The organism is Escherichia whittamii, assembly GCF_014836715.1.
GTDB lineage: Bacteria > Pseudomonadota > Gammaproteobacteria > Enterobacterales > Enterobacteriaceae > Escherichia > Escherichia whittamii.
The window spans coordinates 142,270-160,933 of sequence record NZ_JACSQI010000009.1; the positions used below are offsets into that span (position 1 = coordinate 142,270).

Genomic DNA, 18,664 nt, shown 5'->3' on the forward strand with positions numbered 1-18,664 from the left:
TCCTTTTCCATTAAACGTTGGCCCTGATATGTATCGGATAGTTCTGGGGAAAGTTTCGACCTTAAGCGCAGCTCCACTGCCACCGGCTTTGCGCGATCAAGCACCGCAAGGTCCACGGCGCGAACGCTGGCTGGCGGGGCGTGCATTGCTTTCGCATACGCTTTCTCCACTACCAGACATCATCTACGGTGAACAAGGCAAACCTGCTTTCGCCCCAGAGACTCCGCTATGGTTCAACTTAAGCCATAGCGGCGACGATATCGCCCTGCTATTGAGCGATGAAGGCGAAGTCGGCTGCGATATCGAAGTGATTCGCCCGCGCGCCAACTGGCGCTGGCTGGCGAACGCCGTGTTCAGCCTTGGGGAACACGCCGAAATGGACGCCGTCCATCCAGATCAGCAACTGGAAGTGTTCTGGCGCATCTGGACGCGCAAAGAAGCCATCGTTAAACAGCGCGGCGGCAGCGCCTGGCAAATCGTCAGCGTAGACAGCACCTATCAGTCCTCACTGTCAGTCAGCCATTGTCAGCTTGAAAATTTAAGCCTGGCGATCTGCACTCCGACTCCCTTTACGCTCACCGCCGATAGTGTGCAATGGATCGATTCGCTTAACTGATCCGCTCCTCCGACTGCCCATCTTTTGATCCAGAACAGGTAATCAGTATGACGAATACTTAAAATCGTCATACTTATTTCCGCCATCTATTTTAATCCATTGGGGTTACCATGTTCTCCGCACTCCGCCGCACTCTATTTGCGCTGCTGACCTGTGCCACTTTTTTCGCACATGCCGCCACGCCAGATGAAATCACCACCGCCTGGCCGGTGAATGTCGGGCCACTAAACCCGCACCTTTACACGCCTAACCAGATGTTCGCCCAGAGCATGGTCTATGAACCTCTGGTGAAATATCAGGCAGATGGCTCGGTGATCCCGTGGCTGGCAAAAAGCTGGACCCATTCGGAAGATGGCAAAACCTGGACCTTCACCCTGCGCGATGACGTGAAATTCTCTAACGGTGAACCGTTTGATGCACAGGCGGCGGCAGAAAACTTCCGCGCAGTACTCGATAACCGCCAACGTCACGCCTGGCTGGAGCTGGCAAACCAGATTGTTGATGTCAAAGTACTCAGCAAAACAGAGCTGCAAATCACCCTGAAAAGCGCCTACTATCCTTTCCTGCAAGAACTAGCCCTGCCCCGCCCTTTTCGCTTTATCGCCCCATCGCAGTTTAAAAACCATGAAACCATGAACGGGATTAAAGCGCCAATTGGCACCGGGCCGTGGGTTTTGCAGGAATCGAAACTGAATCAGTACGACGTCTTCGTGCGTAACGAAAACTACTGGGGCGAAAAACCGGCGATTAAAAAGATTACCTTTAACGTCATCCCGGACCCGACCACCCGCGCGGTAGCGTTTGAAACCGGCGATATCGACCTGCTGTACGGTAACGAAGGACTGTTGCCACTCGATACCTTCGCCCGCTTTAGCCAGAATCCGGCTTACCATACCCAGTTGTCACAGCCGATCGAAACCGTGATGCTGGCGCTCAATACGGCCAAAGCCCCGACCAACGAGCTTGCAGTTCGTGAAGCACTCAATCACGCGGTAAACAAAAAATCGCTGATCGATAACGCGTTGTATGGCACCCAGCAGGTTGCCGACACCCTGTTTGCCCCTACAGTGCCTTACGCCAACCTTGGCCTGAAACCGCGCCAGTACGATCCGCAGAAAGCAAAAGAGTTACTGGAAAAAGCAGGCTGGACTCTGCCTGCGGGCAAAGATATCCGCGAGAAAAATGGGCAGCCGCTGCGCATTGAACTGTCGTTCATCGGCACCGATGCGTTAAGCAAATCAATGGCGGAGATCATTCAGGCTGATATGCGCCAGATTGGCGCTGATGTCTCGCTGATCGGCGAAGAAGAGAGCAGTATCTATGCGCGTCAGCGCGACGGTCGTTTTGGCATGATTTTCCACCGTACCTGGGGCGCGCCATACGATCCACACGCCTTCCTGAGTTCGATGCGCGTACCCTCACACGCTGACTTCCAGGCACAGCAAGGTTTAGCCGACAAGCCGCTAATTGATAAAGAGATCGGCGAAGTACTGGCGACCCATGACGAAACGCAACGTCAGGCACTGTATCGCGACATTCTGACCCGTCTGCATGACGAAGCGGTATATCTGCCGATCAGCTACATCTCAATGATGGTGGTATCAAAACCGGAACTGGGTAACATCCCCTACGCGCCGATCGCCACTGAAATTCCGTTCGAACAGATTAAACCGGTGAAACCTTAATGTTGCGTTACGTATTACGCCGCTTTCTGCTGCTGATCCCGATGGTGCTCGCCGCCTCGGTGATTATTTTTCTGATGCTGCGCCTCGGCACCGGCGACCCGGCACTCGATTATCTGCGGCTCTCTAACCTGCCGCCGACGCCGGAAATGCTGGCCTCTACTCGTACGATGCTGGGGCTGGATCAGCCGCTGTATGTACAGTACGGCACCTGGCTATGGAAGGCGCTGCATCTTGACTTTGGTATTTCATTCGCCAGTCAACGCCCGGTACTCGATGATATGCTGAACTTCCTGCCAGCCACGCTGGAACTTGCTGGTGCGGCGCTGGTGTTAATTCTGCTCACTTCCGTGCCACTCGGCATCTGGGCGGCACGTCATCGCGACCGCCTGCCCGATTTCGCCGTGCGTTTTATCGCGTTTCTTGGTGTGTCGATGCCTAACTTCTGGCTGGCGTTTTTACTGGTGATGACATTTTCGGTGTATCTGCAATGGCTTCCTGCAATGGGCTACGGCGGCTGGCAGCACATCATTTTGCCTGCGGTTTCCATCGCCTTTATGTCGCTGGCGATTAACGCGCGTCTGCTGCGCGCCAGTATGCTGGACGTCGCCGGTCAGCGTCACGTCACCTGGGCGCGGCTGCGCGGTTTGAACGACAAACAGACCGAACGCCGCCACATCCTGCGCAATGCCTCGCTGCCGATGATCACCGCAGTTGGGATGCACATTGGCGAACTGATTGGCGGGACGATGATTATCGAAAACATCTTTGCCTGGCCGGGGGTCGGGCGCTATGCGGTGTCGGCGATTTTCAACCGTGACTATCCGGTGATTCAGTGCTTTACGCTGATGATGGTGGTGGTTTTTGTGGTCTGTAATTTGATTGTTGATTTGCTCAACGCCGCGCTGGACCCGCGCATTCGTCGTCATGAAGGAGCGCACGCGTGAACTTTTTCCTCTCTTCCCGCTGGTCCGTTCGCCTGGCGCTGGTCATTATCGCCCTGCTGGCGCTGATTGCGCTCACCAGCCAGTGGTGGCTACCGTATGACCCACAGGCGATTGATTTACCTTCGCGCCTGCTTTCGCCGGATGCGCAGCACTGGCTGGGGACCGATCACTTAGGGCGCGATATCTTTTCGCGACTGATGGCGGCAACTCGCGTGTCGCTCGGCTCGGTAATGGCCTGCCTGCTGCTGGTGCTGGCATTAGGGCTGGTTATTGGCGGCAGCGCCGGGCTGATTGGCGGGCGCGTTGATCAGGCCACCATGCGCGTCGCCGATATGTTCATGACCTTCCCGACCTCGATTCTGTCATTCTTTATGGTTGGTGTGCTCGGCACCGGATTGACTAACGTAATCATCGCCATCGCCCTGTCACACTGGGCGTGGTACGCGCGCATGGTACGCAGCCTGGTGATTTCGCTGCGCCAGCGCGAGTTTGTGCTGGCATCACGGCTTTCCGGCGCGGGCCATGTGCGAGTGTTTGTTGATCATCTGGCAGGCGCGGTGATCCCTTCGCTGCTGGTGCTGGCGACGCTGGATATCGGCCATATGATGCTGCACGTCGCGGGGATGTCCTTCCTCGGCCTCGGCGTGACCGCGCCGACCGCCGAATGGGGCGTGATGATTAACGATGCGCGCCAGTATATCTGGACCCAGCCGCTGCAAATGTTCTGGCCGGGGCTGGCGCTGTTTATCAGCGTGATGGCCTTTAACCTGGTAGGTGACGCCCTGCGCGATCATCTGGACCCGCATCTGGTGACGGAGCACGCACATTAATGCCACAACAGATTGAACTGCGCGATATCGCGCTACAGGCCGCGCAGCCGCTGGTACACGGTGTATCGTTAACCCTGCAACGCGGGCGCGTGCTGGCGTTAGTCGGCGGTAGCGGCAGCGGGAAATCATTAACCTGCGCCGCCGCGCTGGGCATTCTGCCCGCAGGCGTTCGCCAGACGGCGGGGGAAATTTTAGCCGATGGCAAACCGGTTTCCCCCTGCGCCCTGCGCGGCATCAAAATTGCCACCATCATGCAGAACCCGCGCAGCGCCTTTAATCCGCTGCACACCATGCAGACCCACGCGCGAGAAACCTGCCTGGCGTTAGGGAAACCCGCCGATGACGCCACGCTTACCGCAGCATTAGAAGCCGTGGGGCTGGAAAATGCCGCACACGTGCTGAAGCTGTACCCGTTCGAGATGAGCGGCGGCATGTTGCAGCGCATGATGATTGCGATGGCGGTGCTGTGCGAATCGCCGTTTATCATCGCCGACGAACCGACCACCGATCTTGACGTGGTGGCGCAGGCGCGCATCCTCGATCTACTGGAAAGCATTATGCAAAAACAAGCGCCGGGGATGCTGCTGGTCACTCATGATATGGGCGTGGTGGCGCGTCTGGCGGATGACGTGGCGGTAATGTCTCACGGTAAGATTGTCGAACAGGGCGATGTCGAAACGCTGTTTAATGCCCCTAAACATGCGGTGACACGCAGCCTGGTTTCGGCTCACCTCGCTCTCTACGGTATGGAGCTGGCATCATGACTTTACTTAACGTCTCCGACCTTTCACATCACTATGCGCACGGTGGATTTAGCGGAAAACATCAGCACCAGACGGTGCTGAATAACGTTTCTCTGACCCTGAAAAGCGGCGAAACCGTCGCCCTGCTGGGGCGCAGCGGCTGCGGGAAAAGTACCCTCGCGCGGCTATTGGTAGGTTTAGAATCACCCTCGCAGGGCAATATTCGCTGGCGCGGCGAACCGCTGGCGAAGCTCAATCGCGCTCAACGTAAAGCCTTCCGCCGCGATATTCAGATGGTATTTCAGGACTCCATCAGCGCCGTGAATCCACGTAAAACCGTGCGCGAAATCCTGCGTGAACCGATGCGCCATCTGTTATCGCTGAAAAAATCGGAGCAACTGGCGCGCGCCAGCGAAATGCTGAAGGCGGTAGATCTCGATGACAGCGTGCTCGACAAACGCCCACCGCAGTTGAGCGGCGGCCAGCTTCAGCGCGTCTGCCTGGCGCGCGCGCTGGCGGTCGAACCGAAACTACTGATTCTGGATGAAGCCGTTTCTAACCTTGATCTCGTGCTGCAGGCGGGCGTCATTCGTCTGCTGAAAAAGCTGCAACAGCAATTTGGCACTGCCTGTCTGTTCATCACCCACGACTTACGCCTGGTGGAACGCTTTTGCCAGCGAGTGATGGTGATGGACAACGGACAAATCGTCGAAACCCAGGCGGTGGGAGATAAATTAACCTTTTCCTCTGACGCCGGACGTGTGCTACAAAACGCGGTATTACCCGCATTCCCCGTGCGCCGTCGCGCCACAGAAAAGGTTTAACGCAAATGCAACGAGTCACCATCACGCTTGATGACGATTTACTGGAGACGCTGGACAGCCTGAGCCAGCGTCGCGGCTATAACAACCGTTCCGAAGCTATCCGCGATATTCTGCGTAGCGCCCTGGCGCAGGAGGCTACTCAACAGCACGGCACACAAGGCTTCGCGGTGCTGTCGTATGTGTATGAACACGAAAAACGCGACTTAGCCAGCCGTATCGTCTCCACGCAGCATCATCACCACGATCTCTCGGTCGCCACGCTGCATGTCCATATCAACCACGACGACTGCCTGGAAATCGCCGTGCTGAAAGGTGACATGGGTGACGTGCAGCATTTTGCCGATGACGTTATCGCCCAGCGCGGCGTGCGGCACGGGCATTTGCAGTGTCTGCCGAAAGAAGATTAACGCCTACCAACGCGCCGTTATTTCCTGACGGCGCGGTAAATTCCTGCCAAATATCGACTTGCGTCACATTTTTTTGATCACGATTCGGTCCCCCAAAATGTGAGACGCTTCGATCCTCTTTTTCGCCTGTTCACCTACTATACGCTTGAAGTTGTCCATGATTGTCCATAGACAACTGTAAATGTTCAGGTGCGCGCCATGAAATCATTAAGTAAGTCGTCACAAATACCGCTCTATCAACAAGTGGTGGAATGGATAAGAGAAAGTATTTATACCGGGGATCTGGTGGAAGACGATCGCATTCCTTCGGAATACCAGATTATGGATATGCTGGAAGTGAGCCGGGGAACCGTTAAAAAAGCGGTCGCCCAACTGGTAAAAGAAGGCGTGTTGATTCAGGTCCAGGGCAAGGGAACATTTGTTAAAAAAGAGAACGTGGCATATCCATTAGGTGAAGGATTATTGTCATTTGCGGAATCTCTGGAAAGCCAGAAAATACATTTTACCACTGAAGTTATTACTTCACGTATTGAACCTGCTAATCGTTATGTGGCAGAGAAATTAAGAATAACGCCAGGTCAGGATATTCTTTACCTTGAACGTTTACGTTCGATTGGCGATGAAAAAGCGATGCTGATAGAGAATCGTATCAATATTGAGCTATGTCCCGGCATCGCGGAAATCGATTTTAATCAACACAATTTATTTCCAACAATAGAAAATTTGTCGCAAAGAAAAATTCGTTACTCGGAAAGTCGCTATGCCGCGCGATTAATTGGTAATGAGCGCGGTCATTTTTTAGATATCAGTGAAGATGCACCTGTTTTGCATCTGGAGCAGTTAGTCTTTTTTTCCCGCGAGCTGCCCGTTGAGTTTGGCAACGTCTGGTTAAAAGGCAACAAATATTATCTTGGCACCGTGCTGCAACGCCGGGAAGTGAGTTAAATACACTTTTTAATGAGGAATGAAATGCAAGGAATACAGTTTCAGGAAAATTATATTCAACAACTTCCGGCAGGGTTAAGCGTTGAACAGATCATCCGTCAGTTAGCGCAACCGTTGGTTGCCGCTGAACTGGTGGTCCCTGATTTTGCCGACCATGTGCTGAAACGTGAGGCGACGTACCCAACGGGGCTGCCCACTGAACCGCCGTGCGTCGCCATTCCGCACACGGATCATAAACATGTCAGGCGCAATGCAATTGCCGTCGGCATCCTGCCGGAACCGGTAGAATTTGCTGATATGGGCGGCGATCCTGACCCTGTACCTGTTCGGGTGATTTTTTTGCTCGCATTAAGCGAAAGCAACAAACAATTAAATGCCCTGGGATGGATTATGGAAATGATTCAGGATACGTCATTTATGCGCGCCCTGCTTACGATGGAAACAACAGAAATACACACTGTAATCTTAAACAAAATGAAAGAACGAGGTGAAATATGAGTCAAACCATTTTATTTGTCTGCGCTACGGGTATTGCCACATCTACGGCGGTAACAGAAAAAGTCATGGAATATTGCAAAGAGCACGGTCTTAACGTCAATTATTCCCAAACCAACGTTGCCTCTTTACCTGGAAATACTGACGGCGTAGCACTGGTTGTATCAACCACTAAAGTGCCTTATGAACTCGACGTGCCGGTGGTTAACGGCTTACCAATTATTACTGGTATTGGCGAAGAGAAAGTACTGGCGCAAATTGTTTCTATTCTTAAAAAGTAATTAATAATAATTAATTTCAACACACTCCATCAGGCGCTAACGCGAGGTGCGCTCTCGCCTGAAAAAGAGGTTTATTATGAACGATATCGCGCATACCCTCTATAATATTGTGCAATATATATTGGGATTTGGCCCCACGGTAATGTTACCGTTGGTGTTATTTATTCTTGCTCTCTGTTTTAAAGTAAAACCCGCTAAAGCTTTACGATCGTCATTAACGGTCGGCATTGGTTTTGTCGGTATTTATGCCATTTTCGATATTCTTACCAGCAACGTTGGGCCAGCAGCCCAGGCGATGGTTGAACGCACCGGAATTAATTTGCCGGTGGTGGATTTAGGCTGGCCACCGCTTTCCGCTATTACATGGGGTTCGCCAATTGCCCCGTTTGTTATTCCCCTGACCATTCTGATTAACGTCGCGATGCTGGCGTTAAATAAAACACGCACCGTTGACGTAGATATGTGGAACTACTGGCATTTTGCCCTTGCAGGTACGCTGGTGTATTACAGCACTGGCAGCCTGTTCTTTGGTTTGCTGGCGGCGGCGATTGCTGCGGTGGTGGTGCTGAAACTCGCCGACTGGTCTGCGCCGCTGGTACAAAAATATTTTGGTCTGGAAGGGATCTCATTGCCGACGCTCTCTTCGGTGGTGTTCTTTCCGGTCGGTCTACTGGTCGACAAAATCATCGACCATATCCCTGGCCTCAACCGTATTCATATCGATCCAGAAACTGTACAGAAAAAGTTTGGCATCTTCGGCGAACCGATGATGGTTGGCACCATTCTGGGCATTCTGCTCGGCGTGATTGCCGGATACGATTTCAAAAAAGTCTTGTTGCTTGGCATCAGCATTGGCGGTGTGATGTTCATTCTGCCACGCATGGTACGCATCCTGATGGAAGGTTTATTACCGCTGTCTGAAGCCATCAAGAAGTATCTCAACGCCAAATATCCTGACCGTGACGATCTCTATATCGGCCTGGATATCGCCGTTGCCGTAGGTAACCCGGCGATTATTTCCACCGCTCTGCTGCTGACGCCAATCTCAGTCTTTATCGCTTTTGTATTGCCGGGTAATGAAGTCCTGCCGCTTGGCGACCTTGCTAACCTGGCAGTAATGGCATCAATGATAGCTTTAGCCAACCGTGGCAATATTTTCCGTACCGTTATTGCAGCAATCCCGGTGATTATTGCTGACTTGTGGATTGCCACCAAAATCGCGCCGTTTATTACCGGAATGGCAAAAGACGTTAACTTCAAATTTGCCGAAGGCTCCAGCGGCCAGGTTTCCAGTTTCCTTGATGGCGGTAACCCGTTCCGCTTCTGGCTGCTGGAAATCTTCAACGGCAATATCATCGCCATTGGTCTGGTGCCGGTTATTGCCCTGGTACTGTATGGCATTTTCCGAATGACGCGGAGCACGGTTTATGCCTGATAACAGCGCAGCTATCGTTATCGATATTGGCACCACCAATTGCAAAGTCACCTGCTTTTCCTGCCAGGACGCAACGACGTTGGGCGCGCATAAATTTGTGACGGCAAAACAGATCTCCCCACAGGGCGATATCGATTTCGATATCGACGCCCTCTGGCAGGAGGTCCGCCAGGCGATAGCGCAACTAAACGCCGCTTCGCCGCTGCCAGTCAGGCGGATCAGCATTGCCAGTTTTGGCGAGTCAGGCGTGTTCCTTGACGAGCACGGCGAGATCCTGACGCCAATGCTGGCCTGGTATGACCGTCGCGGTGAGGAGTATCTGGCAACGCTTAGTGAGGCAGACAGTGCGGCACTTTATGACATCTGCGGGCTACCGCTGCACAGCAATTACTCTGCCTTCAAAATGCGTTGGTTACTGGAGCATTACCCGTTGCGTAATCGCCGCGGTCTGCGTTGGCTACATGCACCGGAAGTGCTGCTCTGGCGGCTGACCGGCGAACAACGCACAGATATCACCTTAGCCAGCCGTACGCTGTGTCTGGACGTGCGCAAAGGCGAATGGTCAGCGAAAGCGGCAGCGTTGTTACACGTTCCCTGTTCGGCATTTGCGCCATTAGTGCAACCAGGTGAACACGCCGGATGGGTCAGCGAGTCGCTCTGCAAAACGCTTGGGTTCTCGCAACCGGTCAGCGTGACGCTGGCCGGGCATGACCATATGGTGGGCGCACGAGCGTTGCAGATGATGCCTGGCGATATCCTTAACTCGACGGGTACCACAGAAGGCATTCTGCAACTGGATACACAACCGACGCTGGATGAACAGGCCAAACGTGACAAGCTGGCAAACGGCTGTTATTCGCTTGCCAACCAGTTCACCTTGTTTGCGTCGCTGCCCGTGGGCGGCTTCGCTCTGGAGTGGCTACGTAATACGTTCCGGTTAACCGATGAGGAGATCGCTGCATCACTCACTCGCGGGCATGTGGATTATCTGGCGGGGAATTGGTTGCTCGATGATATTCCCGTCTTTATTCCACATCTTCGTGGTTCGGGTTCGCCCTATAAAAATCGCCATACTCGGGGATTATTTTATGGGCTTGGCGATACGCTAAATATCGACATGTTAATTGCCAGCGTATCACTGGGATTAACCATGGAATTTGCCAATTGCTTTGCCTGTTTTAACGTACCCGGCACCAGTGCGTTAAAAGTGATTGGCCCAGCGACCCATAATCCTCTTTGGCTGCAATTAAAGGCGGATATTTTACAGCGTCCGGTTGAAGCAATTGCATTTAACGAAGCCGTTTCTGTCGGAGCATTATTAACCGCAGCACCGGATATTCCACCGCCGCAAGCCACCATTGCCCAACGTTTGTTACCCAATCGGGCAAGGTATCATCAATTACAGCGTTATCAGCACAAGTGGAAAAGCTGGTATCAACTGAAATTACAACAAGAAGGCGTGATTCCATTACATCATCGGGAGGAACACTATGTTGAGTAAAACTGTGGAGGTCAGAAACAGTACTGGCCTGCATGCACGTCCGGCGGCCTGTCTGGCGAAGGCCGCCAAAAAATATAGCTGTAAAGTGACGCTGCACTATGAAGGTAATGATATTAATGCCACCAGCATGATGAATATTATGCGCGCCGGTATAAAAGGCGGGAAAACGGTAGAAATACGCTGCGAAGGTGATGATGAAAACGAGGCAATACAGACTCTCGCCGCCTTATTTCGTGACCGCTTCGGTGAAGCTGAATAATTAACTGATATTAAAAGATGAGGTTTTCAATATGCCATTAGTTAATGGACGGATACTGCTCGACCGCATTCAGGAAAAACGGGTATTAGCGGGCGCGTTTAATACCACCAATCTGGAGACGACGATTTCAATTTTAAACGCCATTGAGCGTTCCGGATTACCCAACTTCATTCAGATTGCGCCCACCAATGCGCAACTCTCGGGATACGATTACATTTATGAAATCGTGAAACGCCACGCCGATAAAATGGATGTTCCTGTTAGTCTTCATCTGGATCACGGGAAAACTCAGGAGGATGTTAAACAGGCGGTGCGAGCGGGCTTTACCTCCGTCATGATTGACGGTGCCGCATTCTCTTTTGAAGAGAATATTGCTTTCACTCAGGAAGCTGTCGATTTCTGTAAATCCTATGGCGTACCGGTTGAAGCAGAGCTGGGGGCCATTCTCGGTAAAGAAGACGATCACGTCAGCGAAGCAGATTGCAAAACGGAGCCGGAAAAGGTGAAAACCTTTGTCGAGCGTACCAGTTGCGACATGTTAGCGGTTTCCATTGGCAACGTTCATGGCCTGGACGATATACCGCGTATCGATATCCCCCTGCTGAAACGCATTGCCGAAGTCTGCCCGGTGCCGCTGGTGATTCACGGCGGTTCCGGTATCGCCCCGGAGATATTACGCAGTTTCGTTAATTATCGCGTCACTAAAGTAAATATCGCCAGCGATCTGCGCAAAGCGTTTATCACCGCCGTCGGCAAAGCGTATGTGAATAATCACAACGAAGCGAATCTGGCACGGGTGATGGCATCAGCGAAAAACGCCGTCGAGGAAGATGTGTATAGCAAAATCCTGATGATGAATGAGGGTCATCGGTTGATGAAGTAATTTCTCGCCGGATGCGGCGTAAACGCCTTATCCGGCCCACAAAACCAATAAAATTCAATAAATTGCACCAACACGTAGGCCCGATAAGCTTACGCATCGGGCAACTTTATTTACGCCATTGTCCCAATCGTCTTCCTGAATCGCAGCAGCGCGATGGTGAAAAACACGCTGCCTATCGCCATCAGCGTCAGGAACTGCGGCCAGACGATTTCGAATCCGGCACCACGGTAGAGAATGGCTTGCGCCAGGCTGACAAAGTGTGTCGTCGGCATGGTCAACATAATGTCCTGCACCATCTGCGGCATACTTTCGCGCGGCGTAGAACCACCGGAAAGCATTTGCAGCGGCAACAGCACCAGAATCACCAGCAGCCCCAGTTGTGGCATCGAACGCGCTATCGTCCCCATAAAAATACCGATAGACGTGGTGGCAAACAGACTGAGCGCCACGCCCAGCATAAACAGCGGAATCGAGCCTTCAATCGGTACGCCCAGCACGCCTTTTACCATCAGTACCAGCGATAATCCCGATACCACCAGCACCACCAGCCCCATCGACCAGACCTTCGCCATCATGATCTCAAACGGCGTTATCGGCATTACCAACAAGTGTTCCACCGTGCCGTGTTCACGCTCGCGGATCAGCGCCGATCCGGTCAACACAATCGCCAGCATGGTAATGTTGTTGATGATCGCCATCACCCCGCCAAACCACGCGGGATCGAGGTTCGGGTTAAAGCGCATCCGCGTTTCCAGCGATACCAACGGTTCGCTGTTATCACGGTAGCGCGAGACAAAGCTGTTCACTTCACCGTTGATAATATTCTGGATATACCCGTTGCCGGTAAACGCCTGGCTCATGCGCGTGGCATCAACGTTCACCTGAATATCCGGCTGGCGTCCGGCGAGGACATCACGCTGAAAATTCGGCGGAATATTTATCGCGAAGGTATAGCGCCCGGCGTCCAGTCCGGCATCCATCTCATCGGCGGTGATCATCTCTGGTGGCAAAAACCACGGGCGGTAAAAACTATTAACGATCCGGTTCGATAACTGCGACTGATCCATATCGGCAATGGCGATCGGCGCGAGGTTCAACGATCCTGGCGTGACAGTCGCCGAGGAGTACACCGACACCGTAAACGAGAAGACAATCAGCGTCAGCATCGCTTTATCGCCGAGCAGACTGCGCAACTCTTTGATACCCAGATTAAAAATATTGCGTAAATGGCGCATCATCCCTCCTGTTTTTTCAGCAGCAGGATGCTTAAGCCCATCACCAGCGGGATGGCTATCAGCAACGGGATAAAAAGTTGCCACAAATCAGTCAGATCAAGCGCCTTCGAGAACGTCCCGCGGGCGATAGTCAGAAAATGACTGGTGGGGTAAACCTCGCCGATCCAACGTCCTGGCCCTTCCAGCGAAGCTACCGGATCGATCATCCCGGAAAACTGCGTCGCCGGAATCAACGTGATAATCGCCGTACCGAAAATGGCGGCAATCTGACTTTTCATAAAGGTAGAGATCAGCAGCCCCATTCCGGTGGCGATGATGATATACAGCAGCGCCGCCAGGGTGAGCGTCAGGAAACTGCCTTTATGTGGCACGCCAAACACAAACACCGACAGGCCACAGAGCAGGAAAAAGTTCAGCATCCCCAGCGCGATGTATGGCAGCTGTTTGCCAAGTAAAAATTCGCTACGGGTGGTGGGGGTCACGTAAAGGTTGATAATCGACCCAAGCTCTTTTTCCCGCACCACGCTAAGGGCGCTTAGCATTGACGGGATCATCATCAGCAGAAGCGGGATCACCGCCGGAACAATCGCTGGCAGGCTTTTTACGTCCGGGTTATAGCGATAGCGCGTCTCAATGTTCATCAGCCCGCTTTGGCTGGAGGGTGTGGATTGTCGGCTCGCCACATCCTGTAGCCAGCTCTGGTGCATGGCCTGCACGTAACCTTTTACCGTTTCAGCACGGCTCGGCATCGCACCGTCAATCCAGACGCCGAGTTCCACAGGCGTACCACGCGCGATATCGCGCCCGAAATTGGGCGGGATCTCAATCGCCACCGTGATATCGCCCGCACGCATCCGACGATCAAGCTCGTCATAACTGGTGAGCGGCGGCTGTTCGATAAAGTAACGGGAACCGGAGAGATTGAGCGTCCACGCCTGGCTACTGACGGTCTGGTCGCGATCGAGCACCGCAAAGCGCAGGTTTTCCACATCCATACTGATGCCGTAACCCATTATCAGCATCAGGATCACCGTTCCCATCAGCGCCAGCGTCGAACGGACCGGATCGCGGCGCAATTCCAGTGCTTCGCGGCGGCTGTAGCTAAACAGACGGCGCAGGCTAAATCCCTGGCGCGGCGCGTGTGTAGCGTCGTGTACCACGGGCGGCGCTTCGGCTTCGTTGCTCTGCCCTGCCGCTTCCTGCAAACAGGCGATAAATGCCTCTTCCAGACTGGTGGCTCCGCGTTGCTCAACCAGTTCTTGCGGTGTACCGCTGGCGAGCACTTTTCCTGCGTGCATTAGCGAGATACGGTCGCAGCGTTCCGCTTCGTTCATAAAGTGGGTGGAGATGAAAATGGTCACTTTGTCCTGGCGCGAGAGATCCACCATCAACTGCCAGAACATATCCCTCGCCACCGGATCGACGCCAGAAGTAGGCTCATCAAGGATTAACATCTCCGGACGATGAATCACCGCCACCGCCAGCGAAAGCCGCTGGCGAATGCCGAGCGGTAATGACTCCGGCAGAACATCTTCAACGTCGTTGAGCTTAAAACGCTCGCTCATTTCAGCCACTCGCGCGGGAATTTCCGCTTCCGGGATGTGAAACAAACGGGCATGTAACTCAAGGTTTTGCCGCACGGTGAGTTCGTTATAGAGCGAAAACGCCTGCGACATATAGCCAACCCGGCGACGAGTATCGATATCTTTTGGATCAACCGGTTGCCCAAATAGCCACGCTTCACCTTCGCTGGCGGGCAGCAGTCCGGTAAGCATTTTCATGGTGGTGGATTTACCACAGCCGTTCGAACCGAGGAAACCAAAAATCTCCCCGCGTGGAATGCGGAAATTGACGTGATCAACGGCAACGAAGGAACCAAAACGCATGGTCAGATCGCGCGCTTCGATGGCAATCTCTGCGTTTTCAGGTTGATACGGCGGGATCACTACCGCCTGATGCGCCTGGCGTTGCGCTTCCGGTAACAAAGCGATAAACGCTTCTTCCAGCGTGGCGCTTTGCGTTTGCTGGCGCAGTTCTTCGGCGCTGCCGGTCGCCAGCACTTCTCCGGCATTCATCGCCACCAACCAGTCGAAGCGTTCGGCCTCTTCCATGTAGGCGGTGGCGACCAGCACGCTCATATTACTCTGCCGCTGGCGAATGCTGTCGATCAGATCCCAGAACTGGGCGCGGGAAAGTGGATCAACCCCCGTCGTTGGCTCATCAAGAATCAACAGTTCCGGGTCGTGGATTAACGCACAGCACAGCCCAAGCTTTTGCTTCATCCCGCCGGAGAGTTTCCCCGCCGGGCGATCGCGAAACGGTGCTAACCCGGTGCTGGTCAGCAGCTCATTAATACGTACTTCCCGTTCCGCTTTGTCGTGGCCAAACAGGCGGGCGAAAAAATCGACGTTTTCATACACCGACAGAGTGTGGTAAAGATTTTTGCCCAGCCCCTGCGGCATCCAGGCGATGCGCGGGCAGACGTCTCGGCGATGCTTCGGGTCACGCATATCGCCACCCAGTACCATCACATTGCCCTGCTCAATGACACGAGCACCAGAAATCAACGACAACAAACTCGACTTACCGACGCCGTCCGGGCCAATCAGCCCGACCATGCAGCGGGCCGGGATATCGAGAGTGATATTATTCAGCGCAACGGTTTTTCCATAATGCTGGCTCACGCCCGCCAGTTGCGCGACAGGCGGAACGGGAACCAGTTCCAGATGCGTCATTGCGGCAACCTCACCGCCAGGTCTTCAGGCCACGGAAGTTCTTCATTCACCCGCACCCACGCCACGCCCGGCAAACCGGTTTTGACATATTCCAGATGCTGCTGGAGTAATTCCGGTGGGATACGCGCTTTGACACGGAACATCAGTTTCAGCCGTTCATCGCTGGTTTCGACGGTTTTTGGCGTGAACTGGGCAACGCTGGCAACAAAGCTGATGGTTGCGGGAATACGCAGGTCTGGCGCGGCGTCGAGGATCAGACGTGCTTCCCCGCCCAGTTTCAACGTGCCAGCCTGTTCAGTTGGCAGGAAGAAAGTCATGTATACATCGCTCAAATCGACCATATTCAGCACCCGACCGCCTGCCGCCAGCACTTCTCCAGGTTCGGCGACCCGATACTGCACGCGTCCGTCACGCGGGGCTTTCAGTTCGCTGTCATCGATATCTGCCGCAATACGCCGTTCGGTGGCTTGTGCCGCTTCGACGCGCGTTTGCGCCTGAATGATATTGGTACGTGCCGCTTCTATAGCGGCTTTAGAAGCCGAAACCTGGGCTTTTGCCGATTCCAGCGCAGCACGGGCGCTTTCGGCGGCGGCGCGATCGTCATCCAGTTGTTGCGCAGAAATAGCCCCACTATGGGCGAGCGAGCGGGAACGCGTATGACGTTTGGCTACGGAGTCCAGTTCTGCCTGGCGTTGATTGACCAGCGACTGCGCGGCACGAGTTTCACTTTGCCGCTGTTCCAGCAAAGCCTGCGCGGCGGCAACGGCACTTTGCGCCTCTTTGATTTGTGCGATGGCTTCCAGCCGTTGCTCCTGCAACACGCGGGTATCCATCTTCGCCAGCACTTCCCCCTCGCGGACGAACTGACCTTCCTTCACCAGAATGGTGTCGATACGTCCGGCAATTTTACTGGCGATATCCACTTCCGTCGCTTCAATGCGACCATTACTGACAGCAAAGCCCTCCGGTACACCTGCCGGACGCAATAACCACCACGCCACGACAGCAGCAACCGCCAGTAACCCTACAACCCACCACGCCAGATGGCGCTTAATATTATCCATAATCGACCCGCCATAATCCCTGTAAGCAAACGACGCGTGTTACAACTGCCGCCGAACAACGTTCAGCGAATTATTCCATCCGGGATAAGAAGGAAACGGCAAAGGCGGCCTGGGCGCAGCAAACTGAGCGCCGACGGGGAAAGCTTAGTGAAAACGGGTAGTAATGTTGTCATCATCAGCATTCCTGGCCGTAAATGAAACACGCATACTCATAAGTGAAATCAATTAAATACTAACAGTTATATTCATGTTGTCTATTTGATTACCATCAGCTTGTGATACATCGCGATGTTCAACATTTCGATTACGTTTTTAACCAAAAATATTTTTAATATTATTGGTGACTATCACATATCGTTATTATTGTCTTATGTGCAAATATCTTAACGAAGGGTAATACAGTATTTTTGCAAAAAGAGGGTAGATGAGAAAAAACTGCGTCTTAAGCAACGAGGAAAAATAAGGAAAAGATATTCATTCAGAATTAGCCGTAGGATAAATATTTATTTACCAGCATTAACTCGCCTATAAAACTCAATACTCAGAACAATAAATCCGGCTATAGTAAAGTTACTTTTACAATTAGTGGTATCTCATTGTTATATTTAATTGACTAAAAATACTACTTACACGCTTTCTGACATTAGCGGAAACGCATATGGAGATTGAGATGAACATATATATCGGATTGTTGTTTAAATTAATCCCTTTGATAATGGGCATAATATGCATTGCATTAGGTGAGTTTGTATTAGCAGGTTCTGGACAAAGTGAATATTTCGTTGCAGGGCATGTTCTGATTTCTCTCTCTGCAATTTGTCTGGCATTATTCACTACCGCATTTATTATTATCTCTCAATTAAATCATGGCGTGAATAAACTCTACAACACATTATTTCCTGTTATTGGTTACGCTGGCTCCATTGCAACTATGATTTGGGGATGGTCGTTTCTGTCCAGCGATAATGTGATGGCAGATGAATTTGTCGCCGGGCATGTTATTTTTGGTGTTGGTATGATTGCTGCTTGCGTATCAACCGTGGCGGCGTCTTCCGGACATTTCCTGCTGATCCCCAAAAACGCCTCGGGCAGTAAGAGTGATGGCACACCGTTGCAGGCTTATTCTTCAACAATCGGTAATTGCTTAATTGCCGTTCCCGTTCTGCTTACTCTCTTTGGTTTCATTTGGTCAGTCGCGCTGTTACGTAGTGCAACTATCACACCACATTATGTTGCTGGTCACGTACTGCTGGGGTTAACGGCAATTTGCGCTTGCCTTATTGGTCTTGTCGCCACTATTGTCCATCAAACGCGGAATACGTTCTCAGTGAAAGAGCATTGGCTGTGGTGCTATTGGGTTATTTTGCTCGGATCACTTACCGTTATTCAGGGCATCTACGTATTAATCAGTTCAGATGCAAACGCCCGTCTGGCACCCGGCATTATTCTCATTTGTCTGGGGATGATCTGCTACAGTATTTTCTCTAAAGTATGGTTATTGGCGCTGGTATGGCGACGCACCTGTTCGTTAGCCAACAGAATACCCATGATTCCGGTATTTACCTGTCTGTTTTGCCTGTTCCTCGCGGCGTTCCTTGCTGAAATTGCGCAAACCGATATGGGGTATTTTATTCCTTCGCGAGTTCTGATTGGCTTAGGTGCGGTGTGTTTTACACTGTTTTCCATCGTGTCTATTTTAGAAGCAGGTTCAGCGAAAAAATAATAGAAAAGGCTTCAGATAAGGCGTTGAGCGTCTTATCTGGGCTTTATTCAGGTTAATCC

At 52.5% G+C, this 18,664-nt stretch carries 19 protein-coding genes; 15 read left to right on the forward strand and 4 right to left on the reverse strand.

Translation table 11 applies throughout. The features are described from left to right. Positions 1–28 precede the first annotated feature (28 nt). From acpT to H9644_RS15080, 14 genes are all read left to right on the forward strand, one after another. On the forward strand, positions 29–616 hold the full coding sequence (gene acpT / locus H9644_RS15015) for a 4'-phosphopantetheinyl transferase AcpT (protein WP_064527720.1): 588 nt from the start codon (positions 29–31) through the stop codon (positions 614–616). A 110-nt stretch (positions 617–726) separates the two neighbouring features. Further along, positions 727–2,301 (forward strand): nickel ABC transporter substrate-binding protein, encoded by a 1,575-nt coding sequence (nikA, locus tag H9644_RS15020; protein WP_191775164.1) that lies wholly within the window; start codon positions 727–729, stop codon positions 2,299–2,301. Beyond that, positions 2,301–3,245 (forward strand): nickel ABC transporter permease subunit NikB, encoded by a 945-nt coding sequence (nikB, locus tag H9644_RS15025; RefSeq protein ID WP_086642429.1) that lies wholly within the window; start codon positions 2,301–2,303, stop codon positions 3,243–3,245. The genes nikA and nikB overlap by 1 nt, the downstream gene beginning before the upstream one ends. After that, positions 3,242–4,075 carry a nickel ABC transporter permease subunit NikC gene (gene nikC / locus H9644_RS15030; protein WP_064527724.1) on the forward strand — a complete coding sequence of 278 codons (834 nt, stop codon included), beginning with the start codon at positions 3,242–3,244 and terminating at the stop codon, positions 4,073–4,075. Before nikB ends, nikC begins: the two co-directional genes overlap by 4 nt. Then, on the forward strand, positions 4,075–4,839 hold the full coding sequence (gene nikD / locus H9644_RS15035) for a nickel import ATP-binding protein NikD (protein WP_191775167.1): 765 nt from the start codon (positions 4,075–4,077) through the stop codon (positions 4,837–4,839). The genes nikC and nikD overlap by 1 nt, the downstream gene beginning before the upstream one ends. After that, entirely contained in the window at positions 4,836–5,642 is an 807-nt protein-coding gene (gene nikE / locus H9644_RS15040) for a nickel import ATP-binding protein NikE (RefSeq protein WP_191775168.1), read from the forward strand. Before nikD ends, nikE begins: the two co-directional genes overlap by 4 nt. Before the next feature lie 5 nt (positions 5,643–5,647). Beyond that, positions 5,648–6,049, forward strand: a complete 402-nt coding sequence (nikR, locus tag H9644_RS15045) for a nickel-responsive transcriptional regulator NikR (RefSeq protein WP_001190062.1) — start codon at positions 5,648–5,650, stop codon at positions 6,047–6,049. 198 nt (positions 6,050–6,247) lie between these two features. Then, positions 6,248–6,994, forward strand: coding sequence for a GntR family transcriptional regulator (locus H9644_RS15050; protein WP_105289345.1), 747 nt, complete (start codon positions 6,248–6,250; stop codon positions 6,992–6,994). A gap of 24 nt (positions 6,995–7,018) precedes the next feature. Then, the gene (locus H9644_RS15055) at positions 7,019–7,492 is read left to right on the forward strand and encodes a PTS sugar transporter subunit IIA (protein WP_064527731.1); all 474 of its coding nucleotides are present in this window, start codon (positions 7,019–7,021) and stop codon (positions 7,490–7,492) included. Next, positions 7,489–7,770 carry a PTS sugar transporter subunit IIB gene (locus H9644_RS15060; protein ID WP_000084021.1) on the forward strand — a complete coding sequence of 94 codons (282 nt, stop codon included), beginning with the start codon at positions 7,489–7,491 and terminating at the stop codon, positions 7,768–7,770. The genes H9644_RS15055 and H9644_RS15060 overlap by 4 nt, the downstream gene beginning before the upstream one ends. 76 nt (positions 7,771–7,846) lie before the next feature. Beyond that, positions 7,847–9,205 carry a PTS galactitol transporter subunit IIC gene (locus H9644_RS15065; protein WP_064527733.1) on the forward strand — a complete coding sequence of 453 codons (1,359 nt, stop codon included), beginning with the start codon at positions 7,847–7,849 and terminating at the stop codon, positions 9,203–9,205. Then, the gene (locus H9644_RS15070; RefSeq protein WP_191775171.1) at positions 9,198–10,706 is read left to right on the forward strand and encodes an FGGY-family carbohydrate kinase; all 1,509 of its coding nucleotides are present in this window, start codon (positions 9,198–9,200) and stop codon (positions 10,704–10,706) included. Before H9644_RS15065 ends, H9644_RS15070 begins: the two co-directional genes overlap by 8 nt. Continuing rightward, the gene (locus H9644_RS15075) at positions 10,696–10,965 is read left to right on the forward strand and encodes an HPr family phosphocarrier protein (protein ID WP_191775173.1); all 270 of its coding nucleotides are present in this window, start codon (positions 10,696–10,698) and stop codon (positions 10,963–10,965) included. Before H9644_RS15070 ends, H9644_RS15075 begins: the two co-directional genes overlap by 11 nt. A 31-nt stretch (positions 10,966–10,996) precedes the next feature. Further along, positions 10,997–11,848, forward strand: coding sequence for a class II aldolase (locus tag H9644_RS15080; RefSeq protein ID WP_191775175.1), 852 nt, complete (start codon positions 10,997–10,999; stop codon positions 11,846–11,848). Between the two features lie 110 nt (positions 11,849–11,958). Here H9644_RS15080 and H9644_RS15085 read toward each other — a convergent pair whose 3' ends face one another. From H9644_RS15085 to H9644_RS21610, 4 genes are all read right to left on the reverse strand, one after another. Further along, positions 11,959–13,083: an ABC transporter permease gene (locus H9644_RS15085; RefSeq protein ID WP_105289342.1), complete on the reverse strand. Its 1,125-nt coding sequence runs from the start codon at positions 13,081–13,083 to the stop codon at positions 11,959–11,961. Then, positions 13,083–15,818, reverse strand: a complete 2,736-nt coding sequence (rbbA, locus tag H9644_RS15090; RefSeq protein WP_191775177.1) for a ribosome-associated ATPase/putative transporter RbbA — start codon at positions 15,816–15,818, stop codon at positions 13,083–13,085. Before rbbA ends, H9644_RS15085 begins: the two co-directional genes overlap by 1 nt. Then, on the reverse strand, positions 15,815–16,882 hold the full coding sequence (locus tag H9644_RS15095) for an HlyD family secretion protein (protein WP_105289340.1): 1,068 nt from the start codon (positions 16,880–16,882) through the stop codon (positions 15,815–15,817). Before H9644_RS15095 ends, rbbA begins: the two co-directional genes overlap by 4 nt. 62 nt (positions 16,883–16,944) lie before the next feature. Beyond that, positions 16,945–17,058: a hypothetical protein gene (locus tag H9644_RS21610; RefSeq protein ID WP_222928543.1), complete on the reverse strand. Its 114-nt coding sequence runs from the start codon at positions 17,056–17,058 to the stop codon at positions 16,945–16,947. Between the two features lie 494 nt (positions 17,059–17,552). Between H9644_RS21610 and H9644_RS15100 the strand changes: the two genes are divergently transcribed. Continuing rightward, positions 17,553–18,605: a DUF2776 family protein gene (locus H9644_RS15100; protein WP_191775196.1), complete on the forward strand. Its 1,053-nt coding sequence runs from the start codon at positions 17,553–17,555 to the stop codon at positions 18,603–18,605. The last annotated feature ends 59 nt before the right edge of the window (positions 18,606–18,664 follow it).